Origin of the sequence: Nonomuraea sp. NPDC001636, from assembly GCF_040298265.1 — a bacterium.
Classification (GTDB): domain Bacteria; phylum Actinomycetota; class Actinomycetes; order Streptosporangiales; family Streptosporangiaceae; genus Nonomuraea.
Genome location: NZ_JBEOZT010000004.1, coordinates 386,827 through 410,337, shown reverse-complemented (window position 1 = coordinate 410,337; position 23,511 = coordinate 386,827). Strand labels below are relative to the sequence as shown.

The window sequence follows — 23,511 nt, the reverse complement described above, 5'->3', positions numbered from 1 at the left end:
GAACTAGCTCGCGGCCTCCTTCTCGCGGTCGCGGCGGTTGGCGTACAGGCTGGTCAGGGTCACCGTGGTCAGGACGGCGACGATCACGCCGAGCGAGGCGAGCGTCGGGATCTGCGGCATCCAGTCCCAGACGCCGTGCGCCCAGTGCAGGACGAGCTTGACCCCGATGAAGGCCAGGATGACGCTCAGCCCGTGGTTGAGGTGGCGCAGCTTGGTCAGGACGCCCTGCAGCACGAAGTACAGCGCCCGCAGGCCCATCAGCGCGAAGGCGTTGGTGGCGAAGACCAGGAACGGGTCCTCGGTCACGCCGTACACGGCCGGCACGGAGTCCACGGCGAAGACGATGTCCGTGCCGAGGACGGCGACGGCGGCCAGGGCCAGCGGCGTCAGCGCCAGCCGTCCGCCCTCGCGCACGGCCAGCCGGGAGCCGCGGTAGTCGTCGGTGACCGGCACGAACCGGCGCACCAGCCGGACGCTGCGCATGGACGAGATGTCCACCTGCTGCTCGTGGCCGCCGAGCACGTCCTTGAGGATCTTCCCGGCGGTGACGATGAGGATCGCGCCGAACAGCAGGAACGCCCACGTGCCGCTCTGCAGGGCGGCGGCGCCGAGCCAGATGAAGACGCCGCGCAGGACGAGCGCGCCGACGATCCCGTACAGCAGCACCTGCCTGGCCAGCGCGGGCGGGACCGCGAAGGCCGCCAGCAGCAGCATGAACACGAACAGGTTGTCCACCGACAACGACTTCTCCACCACGAACCCGGTGAAGAACTCCACGGCGACGCCGCCGCCGTGGTCCGCCCACAGGTAGCAGCCGAAGATCACCGGCAGCACCAGGTAGAACGCCGACCAGCCGGCCGCCTCGCGCATGCGGACCTCGTGCGGACGCCTGGTCAACACAAGATCCAGCGCCAGCAGCAGCACGAGCCCGGCGATCGCGACCAGCCAGAGGGTGGGCGTGGCGATGGTGGTCAGGGCGGGGGCAGCCTGCAATGTGCCCGGGGGCATGGGTCCTCCTCGAACGCGCGTCATCGTTCGAGGTCTCCTTCGCCCGTGCGCCGATCGCGCGGGCGGCCGCCCGGGGACGTCTGGGACGTCCGTACTGACCGGGCCGGCGCTTGCGAAGTACTCCCCTCGGCACCCTCAGCCTAGGCGAAGTCACGACATGTCACCACCTGTTGGCCGGCCTATCTGCGCGCTGCCCGCCACCAGGCGCAGGGCCCTCGCCACCGGCGGAAGGTGACGAGAGCCTGACTGGCGGGCGGAAAAGCGCTGACTGTGCCATTTACCGTTAGGAAACTTTCCTTTATATTTGGGAGCATCCCCCAGCATGAAGGAACGGTGACATGCGCAGAGTATGGACCTTCTTAGCCATGGCGGCGGTCTCCGTCGCCACCGTCGTCGCCCTCTCCCCGCCGGCCTCGGCGCACGGTTACATCTCCGACCCGCCCAGCCGCCAGGCCAACTGCGCGGCCGGCAAGGTCAAGAACTGCGGCCAGATCATCTGGGAGCCGCAGAGCGTCGAGGGCCCCAAGGGCCTGCGCAACTGCAGCGGCGGCGACCCCCGGTGGGCCCCGCTGGACGACGACAGCAAGGCCTGGCCCGCCGCGTCCGTCGGCGACACGGTCAACTTCAAGTGGCTCATCGAGGCCCGGCACGCCACCAGCACGTGGGAGTACTACGTCGGCGGCACCCGGATCGCGGTCTTCGACGACCACGGCAGGCAACCGGGCTCCACGGTGACCCACTCGGTGAGCCTGGGCGGCCGGACCGGGCGCATCAAGCTGCTGGCCATCTGGAACATCGCCGACACGGAGAACGCCTTCTACAACTGCGTCGACCTCCAGGTGGGTCCCGGCGGCCCGACGCCGACCCCCACCGCCACCCCGACGCCGACCCCCACGCCCACCCCGACCCCAACGGTGACCCCCACGGTGACCCCGACCCAGGGCCCGACCGGCAACTGGACGGCGGGCACCGCGTACAAGTCGGGTGACCAGGTGGTCTACAACAACGTCACCTACCGCTGCCTCCAGCCGCACACGGCGCTGCCCGGCTGGGAGCCGCCGAACGTGCCCGCCCTGTGGCAACGGGTGTGATCGTCTAGCTCCGGTGCACGGGGGCGGTGCGGTCGGCCACGATGGACGGGCCGGCCGCACCCCCCTTCCGGAAGGACGCCGATGAAGCGACTTCTCCTCGTCCTCGGCGTCGTCGCCGGGGTGGCGGCGGCCGTCTGGGGCGCCGTCCTGGTGCTGGCCGCGACGGCCGGTCCGGCGCCGGCCAGGCAGCGCTTGGCCGTCGCTCCGCCGGTGGTGCGCGACAGCGTGATCATCGACGGCGGCGGCCAGGTCGTCGAGAAGCTCGCCCCCGACTGCGCGGCCAGCCGCCACCCCGCCTTCTGCCGCCGGGTGCACGACGAGCTGACCGCGATCGATCCGCGACTGCTCACCCGGGGCGGCCTGGTCGTGGCGACCACGCTCGATCCGCGGGCGCAGCAGGCGGCGCAGCGGGCCGTCGAGGCGCGGGTCCGCCCGGGTGACGGGCCCGTCGCCGTCGAGGCCATGGTGGCGCCGGGCAGCGGCGAGATCAGGGCGCTGGCCGCCAGCCGCGGCGACGGCGCGCACGCCCTGTCGCAGGGCTCCACGGCGATGGCGTACACGCTGGCGGCGGCGCTGTCCGGCGGCTTCCGCCACGACGACGGCTTCCCCGGCTCACTGTCCTACCAGGCCGCGGGCCCCGGCTCCTTCACCGACTGCAAGGGCCAGGCCGTGGGCGATCCCACCCACACCGTCACCGACTCCGTCGGCGGGAGCGGCGGCGCGTTCACCACTCTTCGCTCGGGCGCCCGCGCCACCCTGAACACCTTCTTCATGCGGCTGGAGGAGCGGATCGGCCTCTGCGCGACCGTGCGCACGGCGGTGCGGCTCGGCCTCACCGGCCCCTCCGGCCTGCCGCTGCGGGAGTACCAGGCGTTCACGCTCGGCGCCAACGAGGTGGACACCGTCACCGTCGCCGGCACCTACGCCACGCTCGCCGCCCACGGCCTGCGGTGCGCGCCGAGGGCGGTCAAGGAGGTCCGCGACGGCTCCGGCAAGGTGCTGCACGCCCTCGCCCCCGGATGCGAGCAGGCGCTCGACCCCGCGGTCGCCGACGCGGTGACCGGCCTGCTGCGGACCGGCGGGCTCGGCCGCGACGCGGCGGGCCTGGCCAGCAGGATCCCCGACTACAGGACGGCCTGGTACGCCGGCTACACCCCCGACCTGGCCGCCGCCGTCAGCCTCGGGTTCCCCGACGAGTCCGAGCCCCGCACGTTCCCCGACGGGTCCCAGCGGCGCCCGCCCACCGCCGGGCCCGATCGGCCCACGCTCACCGGCCTGACCGTCGGGGGACGCCGCTACGACACCGTGGACGGCGCCACCGTCCCGGGCCCGATCTGGCGCGCCTCGATGGCCGAGGCCCTGCGCGGGGCGCCGAAGTCCCGCTTCCCGGAGCCGGACGAGGCCCGCTTCGGCGGCTGCCGCCTGGCCTGCCCGAAGTAGCGGCTCAGCGAGGTTTCAGCAGCTCGGCGAGGCGGTCCATGGACTGGGCGCCGCCCTTGGGTCCGTCGGCGCGGACGATGGCGTCGCGCGCCTCGACGGACGGGTGCACCGACCGGGCCACGTACCGGGTACGGCCGCCGGCCTCCTCCAGGCGGACGGTCTCCAGGGCCACCTCGCCCGGCGTGCCCTCGAACTCCCACGTGCGCACGTACCGCTCCGGCGGCACGACCGCGTGGTAGACGCCGCCGAAGGCGTACTCCCGGCCGCGGGCGTCGGTGTTGACGAAGCGCCACCGGCCGCCCGGCGCGACCTCCATGGCGTCCACCCGGGTGTCCAGCCAGTGGGGGCCCCACCAGCGCGGGATCAGCGCCGGGTCGGTCACGACCCGGAAGACGACGTCCCTGGGGGCGTCGAAGGCGCGGATCATGATGATGTCCTGGCGGCCGGGTTCGATGACGAATTCGGTCTCACCCATGGTCACGTCCTTCCTCGCTGTGCCGGAGCTTCCTGATCTCCTCGTCGAGCCGGTCGAAGCTGCCGGTCCAGCGTTCGCGGTAGCGGTCGATCCACGCGGAGGCGCCCTCCAGCGGCGCGGTCTCCAGGCGGCAGGGCCGCCACTGCGCGTCGCGTCCGCGGCTGATCAGCCCGGCCCGCTCCAGCACCTTCAGGTGCTTGGACACGGCCTGCAGGCTCATCTCGAAGGGCTCGGCCAGCTCGTTGACCGTCGCCTCGCCGTCGGCCAGGCGGGCGAGGATGGCCCGCCGGGTGGGGTCGGCCAGGGCGGCGAAGGTGAGGCTGAGCTGGTCGTCGGGCATCGGTGCGTACGTTCCTTCCTGGGCGGTCCCGACCCTAATGGTCCACGATCGCGCCGCAGGAGACGTTCACGGTCGCCGACGTCATGGTCCGGGCCCGGTCGGAGGCGACGAACGCCGCCACGTCGCCCACGTCGGCGAGGGTGGCGAGCCGGCCGAGCAGGGTGGGCTCGCGCAGCTCCGCCTCCAGCGCGGCCTTGCCGGGGAAGGAGTCGGGGATGCTCTCCGGCACCCCGCCGGTGATCAGGGTGACCACGCGCACGCCCTGCGCCCCGGCCTCGCACGCCCACTGGCGGCGGATGCCCTCCATGGTGTCCAGCGACACCTTGAACCCGCCCAGCCCCGGCTGCGTCTGCGGCCCGCCGCCGCCGAACAGCAGGACGACGCCGGAACCGGCCATGTGCCGCACGGCGGCCCTGATGGTGAGGAACTGGGTGCGCGCGGCGACCTGGATCGGCCGCAGGAAGTCCTCGACGGAGATCTCGGCCAGCGGGCGCTGCACGTCCTGGACGGAGACGGCGTTGAACGAGACGTCGATGCGGCCCTCGCGGGCGGCCACCGTGCCGGTGAACGCGTCGACGGCCTGCTCGTCCAGCGCGTCCACGAGGGCGGTCTGCGCCGTGCCGCCGGCCGCGCGGATGTCGTCGGCGACCTTGTCGAGCGGGGCCCGGGTGCGGCCAGCCAGGAAGACGCGGGCGCCCTCGCGGGCGAAGGCGCGGGCCACCGCGCCGCCGATCGAGCCGCCGCCGCCGTAGACCACCGCGACCTTTTCTCGGAGAAGCATCTCTTCCTCCTTGTTCAACCCATTGGTTTATCAACCTACAGGTTGAATACGCGACGGTGTCAAGAACTGGACAGTCTTGGAGGCTTTATCCGATCTTGTCAGGACTCCGGGACGGTGTTACCTCTGGCGGGACGGGCGTCAACCGCGCGTCTTCTGTGCCCAGGAGGAACCGTGTCCACCAGACCCTGGTTACGCAGCGCCGTGATCGCCCTCGCGGTCACCGCCTCTGCCCTGCCCCTGACCGGCGCCGCCCGGGGCGAACCCGGCGGGCAGTCCCCGATCGTCCACGACTTCCAGGCCGAGCAGCACGGCAGACCGGACCTGGACAACCGGCAGGGCCGCGTCCCGCCGCCCGCCGGGCTCGGCGCGCGGGCCGCCGGCGCGGAGATCCGCTGGAACGCCCTCGGCACCCCCGCCGTCGTCACCGGCGCCGCGCCGCTCGCCAAGGGCCTGGGCGAGGACCCGGAACGGGCCGCCCGCGCCTACCTGGCCGCCAACGAGCCCCTGTTCGGCCTGTCGGCGGAGGAGGTCGCCGGGCTGGAGAAGGTCGCGGTCAACCCCCTCGGCGCCGGTCACGCCGTGCTCCTGCGCCAGCGGTTCGGCGGGCTGCCGGCCGGGGTGGACGGGCTCGTCGCGGTCGGCGTCGTGCGGGGGAAGGTGCGCCACGTGACCTCCTCGCTCGCCCGCGGGCAGGCCGCGCCCCCGGCCGCCGTGATCAGCGAAGCGCGGGCCCTGGAGATCGCGGCCCGCGACGGCGGCGTGGACCTGGCCACGGCGACGACGAAGCAGGTCACGAAGGTGGCCGTGCCCGCGCCCGACGGCGTGCACAGCGCGTACCAGGTGGTCCTGATCGGCGGCGGGAAGGGCGCGGCGGCGGCGTACACCACCCACGTGGACGCGGTCAGCGGCGGCATCCTCACCCGCGAGAACCTGGTCGACCACTTCGACCCGGAGAACCCGCGCTGGGCGGCCTTCCCGGTCAACCCGCCCGGCGACTACTCCGCCACCGACACCCGGCAGACCTGGTGCCACGCGGCCGGGCCCGGCTGCGACCTGGCCACCGGCGGCGACCCGGCGACCGGCCGCGCCTGGGACGTGGACCACGCCACCGGCGCACCGACCCACACCAGCGCGGGCAACGCCGCCCGGACGTACGAGAACCGCGCGAACGGCGACCCGTTCACCGTCGGCACCCGCGCGAACGCCCCCTCCCCCGACCGCGTCTACGTCTACCCCTGGCGCAACACCTGGAACCAGGCCAAGTGCGACCCGGCGACGTTCGACCAGCCGGGCGAGGCGGACCTGGAGGCCGCCATCGCCAACCTCAACGCCATGCACAACCGCATGCACGACTGGTCCTACCGGCTCGGCTTCACCGAGTCCGCCTGGAACATGCAGGTGGACAACGGCGACCGCGGCGGGCTCGGCAACGACCCCGAGCTGGGCAACGCCCAGGCCGGCGCGCGCGTGGCGTCGGTACGCGACAACGCCAACCAGATCACCGGCCCCGACGGCGTCGCCCCGATCACCAACATGTACCTGTGGCAGCCGATCGCCGGCTCGTTCTACTCCCCCTGCGTGGACGGCGACTACGACATGTCGGTCATCGGCCACGAGTACAGCCACGCCATCTCCGGCCGCATGATCGCCGGCCCGACCGCCGGCTGGAGCGGCGGGCAGGCGGGCGCCATGAACGAGAGCACCTCCGACCTGTTCGCCATGGAGTACCTCGACGAGTACGGCTTCCGCTCCTCCGGCGCGACCCCGTACGTGATCGGCCCGTACGTCACGGGCGACCGGACGCGCGGCATCCGCAACTACGACATGTCCAGGTCGCCGCTGAACTACAGCGACCTCGCCTACGACCTGGTCGGCACGCAGGTGCACGCCGACGGCGAGATCTGGACCGCCACCCAGTTCGGCGTCCGCCAGGCGTTCGTCAAGCGGTACGGCAAGGGCACGCCGGCCAGGCAGCGCGACTGCGCCGACGGCAAGGTGCCGGTGGACCGGTGCCCGGGCAACCGGCGGTGGGCGCAGCTCTCGTACGACGCCCTGCTGCTGATGGCCTCCGGCGCGGTCAGCTACGTCGACCACCGGGACGCGATCCTGGCCGCCGACGCCATCCGCTTCGACGGCGCGAACCAGGACATCCTGTGGCGGGCGTTCGCCGAGCACGGCCTGGGCAAGGGCGCGGCCAGCAACGGCCCGAACGACCCCGACCCGACGCCGAGCTTCGTCGACCCGGCGGGCCGCAACGGCTCCCTCCAGCTCAAGCCGCTCGGCGAGGCCAAGGGCGCGGCCCTGCGGCTCTACGTGGGCGACTACGAGGGCCGCGCGGTGCCGGTCGCCGACACCGATCCGGCCACGCCGCTGGGCGACACCGTCGAGATGACGCCGGGCACGTACCGGTTCGTGGTGGCGGGCGCCGGGTTCGGGCACGCGCGGCTGACGTTCCCGGTGGTGGCCGGGGCCAGGCTGCCGCTCCCGCTGCCGCTGCCGCGCAACCTCGCCTCGGCCGCGGCGGGCGCGACGGCCGCCGGCGACGGCGTCAACCAGGCCCGGCTGATCGACGACACCGAGGCCACGAACTGGGCCTCGCGCACCGGCGCCCCGGCCGGCCGGTCGGTCGTCGTGGACCTGGCGGGCGACCGTCCGGTCACCGTGCGCAGGGTCCAGGTGAGCGCGATGCTCCGGCCCGACGTCGGCGACGCCGCCGACCCGGGCGGGCAGAACAGGTTCTCGGCGCTGCGCGCGTTCGAGGTGCTGGCCTGCGCCGCGAACTGCGCCGACCCGGCGAGCTTCAGGAAGGTCTACACCAGCCCGGCGGACGCGTTCGACGCCACGCTGCCCCGGCCGCGCGGCGCGGACCTGCTGGTGCGCTCCTTCCGGGTGCCGCCGACCAGCGCCACCCACCTGATGCTGCGGGTGGTCAGCAGCCAGTGCACCGGCAACCCGCGCTACGCGGGCGAGCAGGACGCCGACCCCGGCTCCGCGACCGACTGCGCCACGGCGAGCCCGGCGCGCGAGCAGGTGCGGGCGGCGGAGTTCCAGGCGTACGCCCACTGACCCGGCGGCGGGCCGGCCGACCGACCGGCCCGCCGCTCCCAGGGGCGGGCCGGTTGGTCAGAACAGGTATCAGAACGGGTAGTGGGCCTGTTCGGTCGCCAGGGTGATCCAGCGGGTGTTGCTGAACGCCTCCAGCCCCCACCGGCCGCCGAACCGGCCGTAGCCGGAGGAGCCGGCCCCGCCGAACGGCGCCTGCGGCTCGTCGCCCACGGACTGGTCGTTGACGTGCACGATGCCGGTCCGCAGGCGGCGGGCCACGCGCAGGCCGTGGGTGCCGTTCTCGGTGATGATCCCGGCGGTCAGGCCGTGCTCGGTGTCGTTGGCCAGGGCCACGGCCTCGTCGTCGGTGGCGAAGGTGCCGACCACGCACACCGGGCCGAACGCCTCGCCGTAGTACAGATCAGCATGCTTCGGCACATCGGCCAGCACCGTGGCCGGGTGCACCGCGCCCTCGGGCTCGCCGCCGCCGGCCAGCACCGTCGCGCCCTTGGCGACCGCGTCGGCGACCAGCGCGGCCACCCGGCGGGCGGCGTCCGCGCTGACCAGCGGCCCGATCACGGTCTCCGGCCGGGACGGGTCGCCCGCGGGCAGCGCGCGCACCTTGTCGGCGAACCGGCGGCCGAACTCCTCGGCCAGCGACTCGTGCACCAGCACGCGGTCGCCCGACATGCAGATCTGGCCCGCGTTCATGTAGACGCCGAACGCGGCGGCATCGACGGCGTGGCCGAGGTCGGCGTCGTCCAGGACGATGATGGCGTTCTTGCCGCCCAGCTCCAGCAGGGCGGGCTTGAGATGGCGGGCCGCGTGGGTGCCGATGATCCGGCCGACCTCGGTGGAGCCGGTGAAGTTGACCGCGCGGACGCGGGGGTCGGCGATGAGCGCCTCGGCGACCACGGCGGCGTCGGCCGGGTCGTTGGTGACCACGTTGAGCACGCCCGCGGGCAGCCCGGCCTCGTGCAGCAGGTCGGCGACGAACAGGCCGCACGCGATGGGGGCGTCCTCGCTGGGCTTCATGACGACGGTGTTGCCCGCGGCCAGGGCGGCGGCCACCGAGCGCACGCCGAGGATGATCGGCGCGTTCCACGGCGAGAAGGCGGCGACCACGCCGAGCGGCTCGCGCACGGCCAGGCCGAGCACGCCCTCCTCCTGCGCGGTGAGCACCTCGCCGCGCGGCGCGGTGATCGCGGCGGCGGCCTCGCGCAGCATGTTCGCGGCCAGCCCGACGTTGAACAGCGCCCATGGGCGGGTGCCGCCGACCTCGGCGGCCATCAGTGCCACGGCCTGCTCGCCGCGCTCCTGGAGCAGGTCGGCGGCCTTGAGGAAGATCGCCCGGCGGGCGAACGGGCTGGTGGCGGCCCAGCCGTCGAAGGCGGCCTGCGCCGCGTCCACCGCCGAGGTGACGTCCTCGACGCCCGCGGCGGCCACGGTCGCGTACACCTCGCCGGTGTAGGGGGCCAGGTCGGACGTCGTACGGCCGCTCAGGGCGGGGACGTTCTTGCCGCCGATCAGCAGGTCACGGGTGATGGTCATGCGGACTCCCCTGATATCTCGGTAAGGACGCGCTGGGCGACGGCGAACGCCGCGTTGGCGGCCGGCACCCCGCAGTAGATCGCGCTCTGCAGCAGCACCTCGCCGATCTCGTCGGCCGTCAGCCCGTTGCGCACGGCGGCGCGGACGTGCATGGCCAGCTCGTCGAGGTGCCCGTGCGCGACCAGCGCGGTGAGGGTGACGCAGCTCCTGGTGCGCCGGTCGAGGCCGGGCCTGGTCCAGATCTCCCCCCAGGCGTAGCGCGTGATGAGGTCCTGGAAGTCCCTGGTGAAGGCGGTGGTGCGGGCGACGGCCCGGTCGACGTGGGCGTCCCCGAGCACTTCCCGGCGCACCCGCATGCCGGGGGCGGCGGGCAGGTGGGCGAGCAGCGCGGCGGTGACCCGTTCCGGCTGGTCGACGCCGGCCAGGTGGGCCGCTCCCGGCACCTCCACGAGCGTCGCGCCGGGGATGCCGTCGGCCAGCTCCCTGGCGTGCGCGGGCGGCGTGGCCGGGTCGTCGCGGCCGCCCAGGACCAGCGTGGGGACGGCGATGCCGGGCAGCTCGGCGCGCAGGTCGTAGCCGGCCAGGGCGTCGCAGCAGGCCGCGTAGCCGGCCGGGTCGGCGGCGGCGAGGTCGTCGAGCAGCGCCGGGTCGCCCGGCCCGGCGAACCAGCGCTCGGCCGTGGACTCCAGCAGCGGCGCGGTGCCGCGCTCGCGGACCAGCGCGGCCCGCTCGCGCCAGCCGTCCGGCTCGCCGAAGCGGGCCGAGGAGCAGATCATCGCCAGGGACCGCAGGCGTCCGGGGTGGCGCAGGGCCAGGGTGGCGCCGATCGCGCCGCCGATGGAGATGCCGGCGTAGTGGAAGGCGTCCAGGCCCAGGTCGTCGGCCAGGTCCAGGACGAGCCCGGCCAGGCCGTCGATGGTGGACACGCCGAGGGACGGGGAGCCGCCGTGTCCCGGCAGGTCGAAGCGGACCACGCGGAATCTGCGGGCCAGCGCGGCGACCTGCGGCTCCCACACCCGGGCCGAGGTGCCGACCGACGGGCCGAGGACGATCGGCTCCGCGTGTTCCGGGCCGTCCACCCGGTGCTGCAACAACGTCACTTCTCCTCCAGCGCCCGCTTGACCAGGGCGGCGGCGGCGCCGGGCGGTCCGGCGACGGTCAGGGCGGCGCGCATGCGCCCGGGGTGCACCCGCAGGCCGGCGACCAGTTCCGCGGCGTCGCGGGCGGCGCCGGCGACCAGGCGCAGCGCCTCGCGCAGCGGCTGCCATTCGGCGTGCCAGGCGCCGGGCGGACGCTCGTCCTCGGCGGCGAGCGAGGCGTACAGGACGGCGGCCAGGGCGGGCACCTGGCGGGCCGCCGCGGCGATCATCGTGGCCCGCACGGGGTTGTGCTTGTGCGGCATGGACGACGAGCCGCCGCCGACGCCCTCGGACACCTCGCCGATCTCGGTCCGCGACATCACCAGCACGTCGGCGGCCGGCTTGCCCAGCGCGCCCGCGGTGAACGCCAGCGCCCCGGCCAGGTCGGCGACGGGGGTGCGCAGCACGTGCCAGGGCAGCGTGGGCGCGGCCAGCCCCAGCTCGGCGGCGAACCGGCCGGCCACCTCCAGCGCCCCCGTGCCTCCGTCGTCCAGGCCGGGGGCGGTGAACCGGTCGAGGGTGCCGGCGGGGCCGCCGAGCTGGGCGGGCAGGGCCTCGCGGGCGGCCCGGAGGCGGTCGCGGGCGTCGATGGCCAGCTTCCGCCAGCCCGCCGCCTTGAGCCCGAACGTGGTGGGCACGGCCTGCTGGGTGAGCGTGCGGGCGGCCATGACGGTGTCGCGATGGTCCCACGCCAGCGTGGCGAGCCCGGCGGCCACCCGGTCGAGGTCGTCCAGGACCGGCCCGAGCGCCCGGTGGGCGACCAGCATGAGCGCGGTGTCGAGGATGTCCTGGCTGGTCGCGCCCGCGTGCACGTGCTCCGCGTACGGCCCGGCGGCGGCGCGCAGGTCCTCCACCAGCGGGATGACCGGATTGCCGCCCGAACGGGCCCGCGCGGCCAGTCCGGCCGGGTCGAACAGCTCGGCGCGGGCCGCGGCGGTCACGGCGTCGGCCGCCTCCCGCGGCGCGCGCCCGAGCGCGGCCAGCACCCGGGTGAGCGCGGCCTCCGCATCGAGCATGGCCTGCAGGACGGCCACGTCGCCGGTCGCCTCGGCCCCGCCGCGCATGGGCGCGAGCAGCCCGAAGTCGCCCGGACCGCCCACGGAGGACGCGCCCGGGTTCCCGCCGGCGGGCTCAGCCGAAGTCAAGGAAGACCGTCTCCTTCTCGCCCTGGAGGTGGATGTCGAAGCGGTGGACGCCCTCCCGCTCCTCGACCGCGACCAGCGTGCGCGCCCGCTCGGGCGGCAGCGAGTCGAGGAAGGCGTCGGGCCGCAGGTAGATGCGGGTGAACAGGTGGTGGAGCAGGCCGCGGGCGAACACGCACACGCTGATGTACCCGTTGCCCGGCTCGACCGTGCGCAGGGTCCAGTGGCCGTCGGCGTCGGTGGGGACGCGGCCGAAGCCGGTGAAGTCGACGCCGTGCCGGCCGATGACCGCGCCGTTGACCGGGTCGCGGCGCAGCGAGCCGGGCGCGCCGGACAGGTCGCCCGTGGGGTCGGCCTGCCAGAACTCCAGCAGCGCGTCGGGGATCGGGTCGCCGGCGCCGTCGTAGACGCGGCCGTGCACGGTGATGCCGCCGGTGGCCAGGTCGCCGCCGCCGGGGAAGGGCAGCGCGTAGCCGTAGAACGGGCCGACCGTCTGCGAGGGGGTGGGGTTCATCGGCCTTCCTCCATCCAGGTCGCGGCGGGCCCGTCGAGCACGATGTCCCATCGGTAGCCGAGCGACCACTCGGGCTTGGACAGGTCGTGCGCGTAGGTGGAGACCAGCCGCTGCCGGGCGCCGTCGTCGGTGACCGACTGCAGGATCGGGTCGTAGGGGAACAGCGGGTCGCCGGGGAAGTACATCTGGGTCACCAGCCGCTGGGCGAAGGCCGTGCCGAACAGCGAGAAGTGGATGTGCGCGGGGCGCCAGGCGTTGAGGTGGTTGCGCCAGGGGTAGGGGCCGGGCTTGATCGTGGTGAAGTGGTAGCGGCCGTCGTCGTCGGTCAGGCAGCGGCCGACGCCGGAGAAGTTGGGGTCGAGCGGCGCGGGGTGGTCGTCGCGCTGGTGCAGGTAACGCCCGGCGGAGTTGGCCTGCCAGATCTCCACGAGCTGGCCGCGCACGGGCCGGCCCTGGCGGTCGAGCACCCGGCCGGTCACGGTGATCCGCTCGCCCAGCGGCTCGCCGAGGTGCTGCCGGGTCAGGTCGGAGTCGAGGGCGGTCACGTCCGTGACGCCGAACACCGGGCCGGACAGCTCGCTCGCCTCCGGGTCCTTCAGCGCGACCAGCGGCTGCTTGGGATGGCGCAGCAGGGTGCTGCGGTAGGGGGCGTAGTCGCGCGCGGGGTGGTCGGCGGGCCGCTCGCCGCGGGACTCGCTCAGCGCGGCGATCTCGCGGTCGATGTCGGCCTGCGTGAGGGGTTCGGACATGGACGCTACCTTTCGAGTACGACGGCCAGCCCCTGGCCGACGCCGATGCAGAGGGAGGCGAGCCCGACACCCGAGCCGGCCGCGGCCAGCCGGTGGGCCACGGCGCCGGTGACGCGGGCCCCGGAGGCGCCGAGCGGGTGGCCGATCGCGATCGCGCCGCCGTCGGGGTTGACCAGGGCGGGGTCGAGCTCGGGCAGCTCGGCCAGGCAGCCGAGCACCTGCGCGGCGAACGCCTCGTTCAGCTCGACGGTCGACAGGTCGCCGAAGCCCTTGCCGGCCTTGGCCAGCGCCTTGCGCACGGCCTCGACCGGGCCGAGCCCGAAGTAGCGCGGCTCCAGCGCGCTGGCGGCGCTCGCGGTGAGGCGGGCCAGCGGCTCGCGGCCGCGCAGCCCCTCCTCGTCGGTCAGCAACAGCGCCGCCGCGCCGTCGTTCAGCGGGGAGGAGTTGCCGGCCGTGACCGTGCCGCCGTCCCTTCTGAACACCGGCTTGAGCCGGGCCAGCGCCTCGGCCGAGGTGTCGTCGCGGATGCCCTCGTCCCTGGTCAGGCCGGCGATCGGGACGATCTCGCGGTCGAGGGCCGCCTTGGCCGCCTTCCGGTGGCTGCCCAGCGCGTACGCGTCCTGCTCCTCGCGGGTGATGCCGTGCTTGTCGGCGATCAGCTCGGCGCCCTCGCCGAGCGCGACCGTGTGCTCGGCGGGCATCCTCGGGTTGACCAGCCGCCAGCCGAGCGTCGTGGAGACCAGCTCCCCGCCGCCCGCCGGGAAGGCGCGGTCGGGCTTGGGCAGCACCCAGGGCGCGCGGGTCATCGACTCCACGCCGCCCGCGATCACCGCCGAGGCGTCGCCGACCGCGATGGCCCGGTACGCCTGGATGACCGCCTCCATGCCCGAGCCGCACAGCCGGTTGACGGTGGCGCCGGGCGTGGTGACCGGCAGCCCGGCCAGCAGCGCGGCCATGCGGGCGACGTTGCGGTTCTCCTCGCCCGCGCCGTTGGCGTTGCCCAGGACCACCTCGTCGGCGCTCTCCTGGCCGGTCCGCTCGACCAGCGCCGCGACGACGTGCGCGGCCAGGTCGTCGGGGCGCACCTTGGCCAGCGCGCCGCCGTGGCGGCCGAACGGCGTGCGGACGGCGTCGACGATGTAGACGTCCTTCATGCGGTGACCTCCGCGTCGGTACGGTTGCGCAGCTCGTCCAGGCCCACGCCCGGCGCGCTCTCGACCAGGGCCAGCCCCTGCTCGGTGACGTCGAGGACGCCGAGGTCGGTGATGATCCGGTGCACGCATCGCCGGCCCGTCAGGGGCAGCGAGCACTCCTCGACGATCTTGGGTGAGCCGTCCTTGGCGTTGTGTTCCATGATCACGATGACCTTGCGCGCGCCGTGCACCAGGTCCATGGCCCCGCCCATGCCCTTGACCAGCTTGCCGGGGACCATCCAGTTGGCCAGGTCGCCGCGGGCCGAGACCTGCATCGCGCCGAGCACGGCCACGTCGATGTGACCCCCTCGGATCATGCCGAACGACAGCGAGGAGTCGAAGAACGACGCGCCGGGGAGCACGGTGACCGTCTCCTTGCCCGCGTTGATCAGGTCGGGGTCGACGTCGGCGGGCGCGGGGTAGGGGCCGACGCCGAGGATGCCGTTCTCGGAGTGGAGGACCACGTCGACGCCCGGCGGCAGGAACGACGGGATGCGGGTGGGCAGGCCGATGCCGAGGTTGACGTAGTCGCCGTCGCGCAGCTCGGCCGCCGCCCGCGCGACCATCTGGTCACGGGTCCAGCTCATTCGGTGACCGTCCCTCCTGCCGGAGGCGGGGCAATCGTACGCCTCTCGATGCCCTTGTCGGCGGCCTGCTCGGGGGTGAGCGGGAGCACGCGCTGCACGAACACGCCGGGCAGGTGGACCTCGTCGGGGTCGATGTGCTCGGCCAGCTCCTCGACCTCGGCGACGGTGATACGCCCGGCCATGGCGGCCAGCGGGTTGAAGTTCCTGGCGGCGCGGTGGAAGACCAGGTTGCCGGACCGGTCGCCCCTGGCCGCCCGGACCAGCGCGAAGTCGGTGCGGATGCCGTGCTCCAGGACGTACTCCCGGCCGTCGAACTCGCGCACCTCCTTCGGCGGCGAGGCGACGGCGACGGTGCCGTCGGGGTGGTGGCGCAGCGGCAGGCCGCCGTCGGCGACGGGGGTGCCGACCCCGGCGGGGGTGTAGAAGGCGGGGATGCCGCTGCCGCCGGCCCGCAGCCGCTCGGCCAGGCTGCCCTGCGGGGTCAGCTCGACCTCCAGGTCGCCACCGAGGTACTGCCGGGCGAACTCCTTGTTGTCGCCGATGTAGGAGGCGGTCACGCGGGCGATGCGCCCGGCGGCCAGCAGGATGCCGAGGCCGCCGCCGTCGACGCCGCAGTTGTTGGACACGACGCCGATGCCGGTCACGCCCGTGTTGTAGAGGGCCTGGATCAGCACGTTGGGGATGCCGCTGAGCCCGAAGCCGCCGACCGCGAACGACGCGCCGTCCCGCACGCCAGCCAGCGCCTCCGCGGCCGTCGCGACCACCTTGTCTCTCCGCACGACGCTCCGTTCAGCCGAGGACGTCCGCCGAGTGCCCGCCCGAGGGGGTGTTCGCTCTGCGAACTTTAGTTCACTATTATGAGTTCGAGTATCTGTAACCGGGGCGTTCCTGTCAAAGCCCCCACCTGGACGAGGAGTCGCCGATGGAACCGGCCGGGACCCTGGAGCGCGGCCTGGCCGTGCTGCGCGTGCTGGCCGCCGACCCCGGGCGGCCCATGCGCGCGACCGACCTCGTCCGCGCCACCGGGCTGGCCAGGTCCACCGTCGACCGCGTGCTGGCCACGCTCGTGCACCTCGGCCACCTGCGGGCGCAGGGCCGCGACGTGCTGCTCGCGCCGCCGCTGATGGCGCTGGGCGCGGCCTACCTGGCCTGCGACGGCCTCCAGGAGAGCCTGTCGCCCCTGGCCGAGCGGCTGGCCGCCGAGCTGGAGGAGTCGGTCTCGCTGGCCGTGCGCGACGGCGACGGCGTGCGCTTCGTCGGCCAGTTCACCCGGCGGCGCACGATGTCGGTGGCCTTCCGGGTGGGCGACCTGCTGCCCGCCGGGCGGTGCGCGGCCGGGCTGGCCCTGCTCGACCCCGCCGCGCCGTGGGCCGAGGACGACCAGCTCATCGAGCCGGGGCTGATCGCGGTCGCGCTGCCCGTCCGCGACCCCGGCGGCACGGCGGTCTGCGCGGTCAGCGTGGTCAGCCACACCAGCAGGCACACGGTGGCGGGGCTGCGCGAGCACGCCCTGCCCCGCCTGCGCGCGACGGTGGCGGACATGGAGGCCGTCCTGGCGGCCCAGGCCGCCCGCCCCCGGGAGCCGCTCCGCGCGCCCGCCGGGCTGGACGGTTCGCGGGCCGTCAAGGAGGAGCTGGGCATGGGCTACCTGCAGTCGCTCGCCCGCGGCCTGGCCGTGCTGGTCTCGCTCGGGTCGGCGCGCGGCGGCTGCACGCTGGCCGAGTCCGCCCGGGTGACCGGCCTGCCCCGGGCCACCGTCCGGCGCGCGGTGCAGAGCCTGCGGGGCCTCGGCTACGCCGCCGCCGTGGGCGACCGGCACGTGCTGCTGCCCAAGGTGCTCGAACTGGGCTACGCCCACCTGTCGGGGCGCACGTTCGGCGAGGTGGTCCAGCCGCACCTGGCCGACCTGGTGGCGCGCGTCCGGGAGTCGGCGTCGGTCGCGGTGCTGTCCGGCGACGACGTGCTCTACGTGGCCCGGGTGCCCACGGTCAGCATCATGAGCGTGGACATCACGGTCGGCACCCGCTTCCCGGCGTACGCCACGTCCATGGGCCGGGTGCTGCTGGCCGGGCAGCCCGCCGCACGGCTGGCCGCCATCGAGCCGAAGCCGCTGTCCCGGCACACGATCACCTCGCCGGACGGGCTGGCCGCGGCCGTGCGGCAGGCCGCCGCAGACGGCTACGCGCTGGTGGACCAGGAGCTGGAGGAGGGCGTGCGGTCGATCGCCGTCCCCGTGCGCGGGCCGGACGGACGCGTGGTGGCCGCGGTCAACGTGGCCACGCACGCCGGCCGGGCCAGCCGCGACCACCTGCTGCGCGACGTGCTGCCCGAGCTCAGGCGGACGGCCGCGCGCATGGAGGCCGACCTCGCGCACACCGGCCGGCTCCCCTGACGGGCCTGCCGACTGCCGACCCGGCCCCCCTGGCGGGCCTGCCGGCTACCGGGTGGCCTCGGCGCGGGCCTCGCTCGGGGTCAGGCCGTACCGGGCGCGGAAGAGGCGGGCGAAGTGGGCCTGGCTGGAGAAGCCCCACCGGTGGGCCACGTCGGCGATCGTGGTCTCCCGTGCGTGCGGCCCGGTCAGCTCGGCGTGCGCCCGGACCAGCCGCCGCTCCACGATGTGCCGGGCCGGCGAGCGGCCGGTGGACTCGAAGATGCGCGCCAGGTGCCGCACGGAGATGCCCATGACCCCGGCCACCTGCGCCGCCCCCAGGCAGGGGTCGTGCAGGTGCCGGTCGATGTAGTCCTCGGCGACGATGAGCTGCGACCGGTAGGCGTCCGGCCCCGGACGCCCGCCCGTACGCTCCTCGGCGAGCTGCCTGAGCAGGTCGAGCACGGCCCGCTCGGCCTCGGCCGGGTCGGGCGCGGAGCGCAGGGCGGCCAGACCGCCGATCATCGAGCGCAGCGCGGCCACGAGCACGCCCTCCCGCGCCGTCGCCCTGCCGAACACCATCGGCCCCGGCAGCCCGCCCGCCACGCACGCCTGCGCGAACAGCTCGCGCGGGACGTCCACCAGGATCTGCCGCATCGAGGAGGAGAACCCGAACAGGTACGGCCGGCGCGTGTCGTAGACGACCAGCTCGCCCGCCGTGGCGGCCAGGCAGCCGTGCTCGTGCAGGAACACCGCCTCGCCCTTGAGCAGCAGGGTCGCGAACACCGAGTCCTTCGGCGTGGACCTGACGGTCTGCGGGCTGCGCTCGATCGCGTGGGCGTTCCCGGCGATCTCGGCCAGCCGCAGCCCGGCCAGCTCGATGTTGGTCTGCCTGGCCAGCAGGCCGTGCTCGGAGTACGACGTGCACGACAGGCCCACCAGCGCCCTGCGGTTGTAGTCCTCCCAGAAGTGGATGCGCTCGGCGGGTTCGACGTGCTCGGTCGTGGCCTGGGAGATCACGGAGACGGCGGACAAGGCGACCCTCCTCGCGTTCGTGCCGGTCAGGGGACACACAGCTTAAGTGAGATGTCACACAGCCAGATAGCCTCCGTCCACGGGGACGACCGCCCCGGTGACGTACGACGCGGCCGGCGAGCACAGGAACGCCACCACCGAGGCGACCTCGCGCGGCCTGCCCAGCCGCCCGCCGGGGATGCGGGCCAGCACCTGCGCCAGGGCCGGCGGGTCGTCGAGCACGCCGCGGGCCAGCGGGGTGACCACGAAGCCGGGGGCGACGGCGTTGACCCTGATGCCGTCGGCGGCGTACTCGGCCGCCAGCGACTTGGTGAGCTGGGAGACGCCGCCCTTGCTGGCGCTGTAGGCGGGCCGGTCCCTGCTGCCGGAGAAGGCGAACATGGAGGAGACGTTCACGATCGCGCCGCCGTGCTCGGCCAGTGCCGGGCGGGCGGCCTGGCAGGCGACCATGGTGGCGGTCAGGTTGACCTCGATGACGCGCTGCCAGCGGGCCAGGTCGTACTCCTCGCGGTCGTGGCTGACGCCCGCGCAGTTGACCAGCGCGTCGAGCGGGTCGCCGGCCGACAGCAGGCGGGCCAGGCCGCCCCGGTCGAGCACGTCGTGCTCCACCACCCGGACCAGCGGGTGCGCGGGCAGCTCGGCCGGGTCGGCGGGCGGCAGGCCGAGCGCGGTCACGGCGGCGCCCAGCTCGGCGAGGAGCACGGCGGTCGCCGCGCCGATGCCGGACGTGCCGCCGGTCACGAACGCGTGCCGCCCGGTGAACAGCCCTGGGGCGAGTCCGTCGGTCACCGGAGCCGCCCTCCGTCCTGAGCGGGTCGTACCAGCACCTTGACCTGGTCCTCGCCGCGCAGCAGCGCCTCGAACCCGTCGGGGACCACGTGCTCCAGCGGGATGGTCGCGGTGACGATCGCGGCCAGGTCCACGCCCTCCTCGGCGACCATGCGGATCAGCTCCGGGTAGGCGTCGCGGTAGCCGACGCTGGTCACGATCGTCTGCTCGTTGTTGACCAGGGCGAAGGCGTCGAGGGAGACCGTGCCGGTCAGCCCGAGGAACACCACCCGGCCGCCGCGTCTGGTGGCGGCCAGGCAGGCGCGCAGCGTGCCCTCCGAGCCGACGGCCTCGAAGACGACGTCCGCGCCCTCCCCGCCGACCGCCGCGGCCAGCCCGTCGCCCGTCGCCGTCTCGACGCCGAGACGGCGGGCCAGCTCCAGGCGGGCGGGCGAGCGGTCGGCGGCCACCACGCGGCCCGCGCCGGCCCGCGCCGCCAAGCGGGCCACGAGCAGCCCGATCGGGCCGAGCCCGAGGACCGCGACGGTGTCGCCGGCGCGGATCCCGGCCCGCCGCACCGCGTGCAGGGCGACGGCCGCGGGCTCGAACACCGCCGCCTGCTCCAGCGGCACCGACTCGGGCAGCCGGTGCAGCATGTACGCGGGCACCGTCGCCCGTTCGGCCAGCCCGCCGTGCCCCATCAGCCCGGCGAACCCGAAATGGCGGCAGATGTTGTACTCCCCCGCCAGGCAGCGCGGGCAGTTCCCGCACCGGTAGTGCGGCTCCACCGCGACCCGGTCGCCCACGGCCAGGCCGGTCACGCCGGCGCCGAGGCCGGTGACCGTGCCGCAGAACTCGTGGCCGAGGACGATCGGCGCGCGCACGCCGGACTCCGGATGCGGCTCGCCCACGGGGATCGCGTGCGGGCCGTCGGCGTACTCGTGCAGGTCGCTGCCGCAGATCCCGCAGTACGCCACCGCGATCGCCGCCTCGCCGGGGCCGGGCTCGCGCACGGGGACGTCCTCGACCCGCACGTCCTTGGCCCCGTGCCAGACCGCGGCCCTCACGCGGCCGCCCTGCGCAGCACGGCGGGGGCCGTCTCCTTCAGGGCGAAGGCGAGCCCCACCACGACCAGCGCACCGCCGGCGGCGATGAACATCGCGGCCTGCAACCCCCACTGGTCGGAGGCCCAACCGGCGACCATCGGGCCCAGGAAGCCGCCCGCCAGCTCGCCCACACCCATGATCACGCCGAGCGCGGTGGCCAGCGCGCCGCGCGGCACGGTCTCGGCCGGGATGGTGGCCATGAACAGCGTGAAGCAGCCGAGCCCGGTGTAGGTGACGATCATGATCGCGCCGAGCAGCACGGGGCTCTCGACGTAGACCACGGCCAGCGGGCAGAACACCGCGAGCGCGGTGAAGCCGATCAGCGCGGGCTTGCGTCCCAGCCGGTCGGAGATGGCCGGGGTGGCGAAGCCCCAGAGCACCCAGGCCACGCCCAGGCACGTCATGACGCCGCTCATCGTGCCCGGCCCGAAGCCCTTCACCTGGGTCAGGTACGTCGGCGTGAAGGTGATGATGGTGACGAACCAGGTCAGGTAGCAGCAGGCGATGAGCATGCAGACGACGATGTTGCGCAGCTTCAGCACCTCGCCCAGCGGCACCCGCGGCTCCTTGGCGGGCGCCTCGGCCGCCGTCCGCGGCGACCGCTCGCGGACGAACTTCGCGATCAGCAGCGCCATCACCAGGCCCGGCACGATCGTGACGTAGAAGGCGACCCGCCAGTCGTAGGTCTCGGCGATCCACACCACGACCAGCGGCGCGAGGATGCCGCCGAGCAGCCCGGCCGACGAGCCCTGCAGCAGGCCCATGTTGAAGCCCCGGCGGCGTTCCCGGCTGGCCTCGACCATGAGCGACTGCGCCATCGGCAGCACGGCGCCCTCGGCCGTGCCCATCAGCGCGCGGGCGGCCAGCAGCCCGGCGAACCCGCCCATCAGCCCGGAGGAGGCCGAGAACAGCGAGAACAGCACCACGGCCACGACCAGGATGGGCTTGCGCCTGCCGAGCGCGTCGGACAGGCGGCCGGCGAACATCCCGGCCAGCGCCCAGGTGAGCGCGAGCACGCCGGACAGCGTGCCCAGTTCGGCGTTGGACAGGCCGAAGTCCTGGTCCATGTACGGCGCCAGGAACGACAGCGCCTGCCGGTCGAAGAAGACGAAGCCGAAGGACAGGAAGAGGATGACGAGAAGGCGGTTCTCGTACCGGTCGGCGGCCCTGGTGTCCGGCGCGGCCGCGAGGTCGGTCATGACGCACTCATTTCGGGGGATGCGGCGGGGCGGCGGTCAGCGGAACAGGGAGTTGACGTAGTCGGCGCCGATGCCGACCTTCTCGTAGTGCTCGCGGCACATCTTGATGTAGTCGTGCACGTCGAAGAAGCCGTCGGGGTCGCCGTTCTCGTCCAGCCAGACCAGCGGGCCCTTGACGATGAAGAACGTCTTCATCGGCTCGCCGCTGTCGTAGGCGACCAGCGTGTGGCCCTCGCCCGGGGCCTCGTAGACGAAGTCGCCCGCGGTGGCCGTCCAGGGGCGTTCCAGGTAGCCCCACTTGCCGGAGATCGTGTACGCGAACACCTCGTGCGGGTGGTAGTGCCGGTTGACCAGCCCGGCCTCCTTGGCCCGCAGGATGTCGGCCCAGCTGTTGTCCTTGACGTTGATCCACAGCGGCCGGGAGCCGACGGTCTCGGTGAACGGCACGTAGTACCGGTCGTCGTCGGTGGCCACCTTGGACAGGTACACCTCGGGCAGCGCGTCCGGCCGGAAGGAGTTCTCGATCGGCCGCAGGTCCTTCCAGAACTCGCCGGTGGGGTTGTCGGGCATCTGAACGGCCCCTTTCGTGTCGTGTTCCCGGCAGTGAATCCCGGCGGGACCGACACCGTCTTTCCCCAGGTGGACGTGGCGGCTTGCAGATTCAGGACATGCGGCCGCGCCGCGGTCAGGCGCCGAGGTCGCGCACCACGTTGTCCAGCCGCACGGCGAGGTCGTCCAGGGCCTGCCCGTCCGTCGCGGCGCCGTCGGGGAGCTGGGCCATGACGTCCTCGCGGCTGGCTATCACCAGCCCCCGGTGGGCGTCGTCGATCTCCGCGGCCCGCAGCACGACGCAGTCGCCCCGGACGAACACGAGCGTCGCGTCGGCGTGCTCCGACTCCAGCAGCCTGCGGACACAGTCACGGTCGATGAGAGACATCACGGCTCCTCTTCCCCTCAGCGGGCGTGTACCCCCACAGACGGTCCGAAACCCCAGGTAACCGCCCCGGCGTCGCGCTAGCCGAAGGTGGGCGGGCCGCCGTCGTCGCGGGCGCGCCGCCGCGCGAACACCACCAGGTACGCGGCGGCGGCCACCGCCAGGATCGCCGGCGGCAGCGCCAGCGGCAGCCGTCCGGCCAGCACCGCGAGCACCGCCAGCACGACCCCGGCGAGCAGCAGCAGCGCGGCGGCCAGCAGGCGCAGGCCGAGCGCGGTCGACGGCGGCGGCTTCCGCGGCCAGTGCCCCTCGCCGCCGCCGTGCACGCCGGGCACGCCGGTGTCGCTCACCACCCCTGAGCGGCTGATCTCCTCCGGTGGCGGCGGCTCGCGCAGCACCGGAGCGAAGAACTCGTCCTCGGGATCGTCGTCTCGCCGGTTCATGAGGGTGACCCCTACCCAGGATTCCGGCCGCACCCACGAGTGAACGGCGGGGCACCGGGAAGAGCTGTTGCTGGCGGTAGCGAGCCGCTCACCTGCGTGAACGAGGACTGAGGACATGACGACGACGCCGCATCCAGCATCGGGGGACGAGCAGCGCGAGCACACCCTGCGCGATGCCGTGAGGACGGACATCGAGAGCGTCGAGGAGCCCGCCCGGCTGCTCCGCGTGAGCGCGATGGCCCGCAGCCTGCTGGAGGAGGCCAAGGGGGTGCACCTGGAGGAGCGCGCCAGGGAGCGCATGCACCGCATCTACGAGCAGGCCATCCAGGAGGTCGCCGGGGCGGTCGCGCCCGAGCTGCGCGACGAGCTGGAGCGCCTGCGGCCCACCCCGAACGGCGGGACGCCGACGGAGATGGAGATCCGGGTCATGCAGGGGCAGCTCGTGGGCTGGCTGGAGGGCGTCTTCCAGGGCATCCAGGCCGGGCTCCAGCTCCAGCAGGCCGCCGCCCGCCAGCAGCAGCTCGGCCTGCACGCCGGCCGCGCCGCCCTGCCCCGCCCCGACGGCGTCCGCGCCCAGGGCGACGGCAACTACATGTAGACACC

General features: G+C 74.2%; 24 protein-coding genes. 5 read left to right on the top strand and 19 right to left on the bottom strand.

All coding sequences use genetic code 11. The features are described from left to right. Positions 1–3 precede the first annotated feature (3 nt). Complete coding sequence (locus ABT158_RS11575; protein WP_352352691.1) at positions 4–1,008, bottom strand: TerC/Alx family metal homeostasis membrane protein; 1,005 nt, start codon at positions 1,006–1,008, stop codon at positions 4–6. Positions 1,009–1,346: 338 nt separating this feature from the next. On the opposite strand from ABT158_RS11575, the gene ABT158_RS11570 reads away from it, so the two are divergent. Both ABT158_RS11570 and ABT158_RS11565 read left to right on the top strand, forming a co-directional pair. Continuing rightward, positions 1,347–2,099, top strand: a complete 753-nt coding sequence (locus tag ABT158_RS11570) for a lytic polysaccharide monooxygenase (protein ID WP_352352690.1) — start codon at positions 1,347–1,349, stop codon at positions 2,097–2,099. Between the two features lie 81 nt (positions 2,100–2,180). Next, entirely contained in the window at positions 2,181–3,539 is a 1,359-nt protein-coding gene (locus tag ABT158_RS11565) for a hypothetical protein (RefSeq protein ID WP_352352689.1), read from the top strand. 4 nt (positions 3,540–3,543) lie between these two features. Here the strand turns inward: ABT158_RS11565 and ABT158_RS11560 are convergent, their stop codons facing one another. The 3 genes from ABT158_RS11560 to ABT158_RS11550 are packed head-to-tail and all read right to left on the bottom strand — an operon-like array spanning position 3,544 to position 5,135. After that, positions 3,544–4,014 (bottom strand): SRPBCC family protein, encoded by a 471-nt coding sequence (locus tag ABT158_RS11560; RefSeq protein ID WP_352352688.1) that lies wholly within the window; start codon positions 4,012–4,014, stop codon positions 3,544–3,546. Next, positions 4,007–4,354, bottom strand: coding sequence for an ArsR/SmtB family transcription factor (locus ABT158_RS11555; RefSeq protein ID WP_352352687.1), 348 nt, complete (start codon positions 4,352–4,354; stop codon positions 4,007–4,009). Before ABT158_RS11555 ends, ABT158_RS11560 begins: the two co-directional genes overlap by 8 nt. Positions 4,355–4,388: 34 nt before the next feature. Beyond that, positions 4,389–5,135, bottom strand: coding sequence for an SDR family NAD(P)-dependent oxidoreductase (locus tag ABT158_RS11550; protein ID WP_352352686.1), 747 nt, complete (start codon positions 5,133–5,135; stop codon positions 4,389–4,391). Between the two features lie 171 nt (positions 5,136–5,306). On the opposite strand from ABT158_RS11550, the gene ABT158_RS11545 reads away from it, so the two are divergent. Then, a complete protein-coding gene (locus ABT158_RS11545; protein WP_352352685.1) occupies positions 5,307–8,201 on the top strand; it encodes a M36 family metallopeptidase in 2,895 nt (964 codons plus the stop codon). Between the two features lie 69 nt (positions 8,202–8,270). On the opposite strand, the gene ABT158_RS11540 is transcribed toward ABT158_RS11545, so the two are convergent. From ABT158_RS11540 to ABT158_RS11505, 8 genes are read right to left on the bottom strand one after another with little or no spacing between them, the layout of a single operon-like run. Beyond that, positions 8,271–9,731 (bottom strand): aldehyde dehydrogenase family protein, encoded by a 1,461-nt coding sequence (locus ABT158_RS11540; protein WP_352352684.1) that lies wholly within the window; start codon positions 9,729–9,731, stop codon positions 8,271–8,273. Beyond that, a complete protein-coding gene (pcaDC, locus tag ABT158_RS11535) occupies positions 9,728–10,825 on the bottom strand; it encodes a bifunctional 3-oxoadipate enol-lactonase/4-carboxymuconolactone decarboxylase PcaDC (RefSeq protein ID WP_352352803.1) in 1,098 nt (365 codons plus the stop codon). The genes ABT158_RS11540 and pcaDC overlap by 4 nt, the downstream gene beginning before the upstream one ends. Before the next feature lie 2 nt (positions 10,826–10,827). Beyond that, positions 10,828–12,015 carry a 3-carboxy-cis,cis-muconate cycloisomerase gene (gene pcaB / locus ABT158_RS11530; RefSeq protein WP_352352683.1) on the bottom strand — a complete coding sequence of 396 codons (1,188 nt, stop codon included), beginning with the start codon at positions 12,013–12,015 and terminating at the stop codon, positions 10,828–10,830. Then, the gene (gene pcaG / locus ABT158_RS11525) at positions 12,002–12,526 is read right to left on the bottom strand and encodes a protocatechuate 3,4-dioxygenase subunit alpha (RefSeq protein WP_352352682.1); all 525 of its coding nucleotides are present in this window, start codon (positions 12,524–12,526) and stop codon (positions 12,002–12,004) included. The genes pcaB and pcaG overlap by 14 nt, the downstream gene beginning before the upstream one ends. Continuing rightward, positions 12,523–13,275, bottom strand: a complete 753-nt coding sequence (gene pcaH / locus ABT158_RS11520) for a protocatechuate 3,4-dioxygenase subunit beta (RefSeq protein WP_352328074.1) — start codon at positions 13,273–13,275, stop codon at positions 12,523–12,525. The genes pcaG and pcaH overlap by 4 nt, the downstream gene beginning before the upstream one ends. Positions 13,276–13,280: 5 nt before the next feature. Further along, positions 13,281–14,429, bottom strand: coding sequence for a thiolase family protein (locus tag ABT158_RS11515; RefSeq protein WP_352352681.1), 1,149 nt, complete (start codon positions 14,427–14,429; stop codon positions 13,281–13,283). Next, positions 14,426–15,055 carry a CoA transferase subunit B gene (locus ABT158_RS11510; RefSeq protein WP_352328076.1) on the bottom strand — a complete coding sequence of 210 codons (630 nt, stop codon included), beginning with the start codon at positions 15,053–15,055 and terminating at the stop codon, positions 14,426–14,428. Before ABT158_RS11510 ends, ABT158_RS11515 begins: the two co-directional genes overlap by 4 nt. Continuing rightward, on the bottom strand, positions 15,052–15,834 hold the full coding sequence (locus tag ABT158_RS11505) for a CoA transferase subunit A (RefSeq protein WP_352352680.1): 783 nt from the start codon (positions 15,832–15,834) through the stop codon (positions 15,052–15,054). The genes ABT158_RS11510 and ABT158_RS11505 overlap by 4 nt, the downstream gene beginning before the upstream one ends. Before the next feature lie 143 nt (positions 15,835–15,977). Here ABT158_RS11505 and ABT158_RS11500 point away from each other — a divergent pair, with 143 nt between their 5' ends. Then, a complete protein-coding gene (locus ABT158_RS11500; protein ID WP_352352679.1) occupies positions 15,978–17,447 on the top strand; it encodes an IclR family transcriptional regulator domain-containing protein in 1,470 nt (489 codons plus the stop codon). Between the two features lie 45 nt (positions 17,448–17,492). Here ABT158_RS11500 and ABT158_RS11495 read toward each other — a convergent pair whose 3' ends face one another. The 7 genes from ABT158_RS11495 to ABT158_RS11465 form a co-directional block, all read right to left on the bottom strand. After that, complete coding sequence (locus ABT158_RS11495; protein ID WP_352352678.1) at positions 17,493–18,458, bottom strand: helix-turn-helix domain-containing protein; 966 nt, start codon at positions 18,456–18,458, stop codon at positions 17,493–17,495. Between the two features lie 54 nt (positions 18,459–18,512). Then, the gene (locus ABT158_RS11490) at positions 18,513–19,247 is read right to left on the bottom strand and encodes an SDR family NAD(P)-dependent oxidoreductase (protein ID WP_352352677.1); all 735 of its coding nucleotides are present in this window, start codon (positions 19,245–19,247) and stop codon (positions 18,513–18,515) included. Next, complete coding sequence (locus ABT158_RS11485; RefSeq protein WP_352352676.1) at positions 19,244–20,293, bottom strand: 2,3-butanediol dehydrogenase; 1,050 nt, start codon at positions 20,291–20,293, stop codon at positions 19,244–19,246. Before ABT158_RS11485 ends, ABT158_RS11490 begins: the two co-directional genes overlap by 4 nt. Continuing rightward, the gene (locus ABT158_RS11480) at positions 20,290–21,531 is read right to left on the bottom strand and encodes an MFS transporter (RefSeq protein ID WP_352352675.1); all 1,242 of its coding nucleotides are present in this window, start codon (positions 21,529–21,531) and stop codon (positions 20,290–20,292) included. The genes ABT158_RS11485 and ABT158_RS11480 overlap by 4 nt, the downstream gene beginning before the upstream one ends. Before the next feature lie 36 nt (positions 21,532–21,567). Beyond that, a complete protein-coding gene (locus ABT158_RS11475; RefSeq protein WP_352324601.1) occupies positions 21,568–22,101 on the bottom strand; it encodes a 2,4'-dihydroxyacetophenone dioxygenase family protein in 534 nt (177 codons plus the stop codon). A gap of 115 nt (positions 22,102–22,216) precedes the next feature. After that, complete coding sequence (locus ABT158_RS11470; RefSeq protein WP_352352674.1) at positions 22,217–22,468, bottom strand: hypothetical protein; 252 nt, start codon at positions 22,466–22,468, stop codon at positions 22,217–22,219. Positions 22,469–22,545: 77 nt separating this feature from the next. Continuing rightward, a complete protein-coding gene (locus tag ABT158_RS11465; protein ID WP_352352673.1) occupies positions 22,546–22,908 on the bottom strand; it encodes a hypothetical protein in 363 nt (120 codons plus the stop codon). Between the two features lie 115 nt (positions 22,909–23,023). On the opposite strand from ABT158_RS11465, the gene ABT158_RS11460 reads away from it, so the two are divergent. Next, positions 23,024–23,506, top strand: coding sequence for a proteasome activator (locus tag ABT158_RS11460; protein ID WP_352352672.1), 483 nt, complete (start codon positions 23,024–23,026; stop codon positions 23,504–23,506). Positions 23,507–23,511: the final 5 nt, after the last annotated feature.

Bases quoted from the DNA above. Each gene is read 5' to 3' on its own strand.
- ABT158_RS11575 (WP_352352691.1), bottom strand. From the start codon at position 1,008: ATGCCCCCGGGCACATTGCAGGCTGCCCCCGCCCTGACCACCATCGCC.
- ABT158_RS11570 (WP_352352690.1), top strand. From the start codon at position 1,347: ATGCGCAGAGTATGGACCTTCTTAGCCATGGCGGCGGTCTCCGTCGCC.
- ABT158_RS11565 (WP_352352689.1), top strand. From the start codon at position 2,181: ATGAAGCGACTTCTCCTCGTCCTCGGCGTCGTCGCCGGGGTGGCGGCG.
- ABT158_RS11560 (WP_352352688.1), bottom strand. From the start codon at position 4,014: ATGGGTGAGACCGAATTCGTCATCGAACCCGGCCGCCAGGACATCATC.
- ABT158_RS11555 (WP_352352687.1), bottom strand. From the start codon at position 4,354: ATGCCCGACGACCAGCTCAGCCTCACCTTCGCCGCCCTGGCCGACCCC.
- ABT158_RS11550 (WP_352352686.1), bottom strand. From the start codon at position 5,135: ATGCTTCTCCGAGAAAAGGTCGCGGTGGTCTACGGCGGCGGCGGCTCG.
- ABT158_RS11540 (WP_352352684.1), bottom strand. From the start codon at position 9,731: ATGACCATCACCCGTGACCTGCTGATCGGCGGCAAGAACGTCCCCGCC.
- pcaG (WP_352352682.1), bottom strand. From the start codon at position 12,526: ATGAACCCCACCCCCTCGCAGACGGTCGGCCCGTTCTACGGCTACGCG.
- pcaH (WP_352328074.1), bottom strand. From the start codon at position 13,275: ATGTCCGAACCCCTCACGCAGGCCGACATCGACCGCGAGATCGCCGCG.
- ABT158_RS11515 (WP_352352681.1), bottom strand. From the start codon at position 14,429: ATGAAGGACGTCTACATCGTCGACGCCGTCCGCACGCCGTTCGGCCGC.
- ABT158_RS11510 (WP_352328076.1), bottom strand. From the start codon at position 15,055: ATGAGCTGGACCCGTGACCAGATGGTCGCGCGGGCGGCGGCCGAGCTG.
- ABT158_RS11500 (WP_352352679.1), top strand. From the start codon at position 15,978: ATGGAACCGGCCGGGACCCTGGAGCGCGGCCTGGCCGTGCTGCGCGTG.
- ABT158_RS11480 (WP_352352675.1), bottom strand. From the start codon at position 21,531: ATGACCGACCTCGCGGCCGCGCCGGACACCAGGGCCGCCGACCGGTAC.
- ABT158_RS11475 (WP_352324601.1), bottom strand. From the start codon at position 22,101: ATGCCCGACAACCCCACCGGCGAGTTCTGGAAGGACCTGCGGCCGATC.
- ABT158_RS11470 (WP_352352674.1), bottom strand. From the start codon at position 22,468: ATGTCTCTCATCGACCGTGACTGTGTCCGCAGGCTGCTGGAGTCGGAG.
- ABT158_RS11465 (WP_352352673.1), bottom strand. From the start codon at position 22,908: ATGAACCGGCGAGACGACGATCCCGAGGACGAGTTCTTCGCTCCGGTG.
- ABT158_RS11460 (WP_352352672.1), top strand. From the start codon at position 23,024: ATGACGACGACGCCGCATCCAGCATCGGGGGACGAGCAGCGCGAGCAC.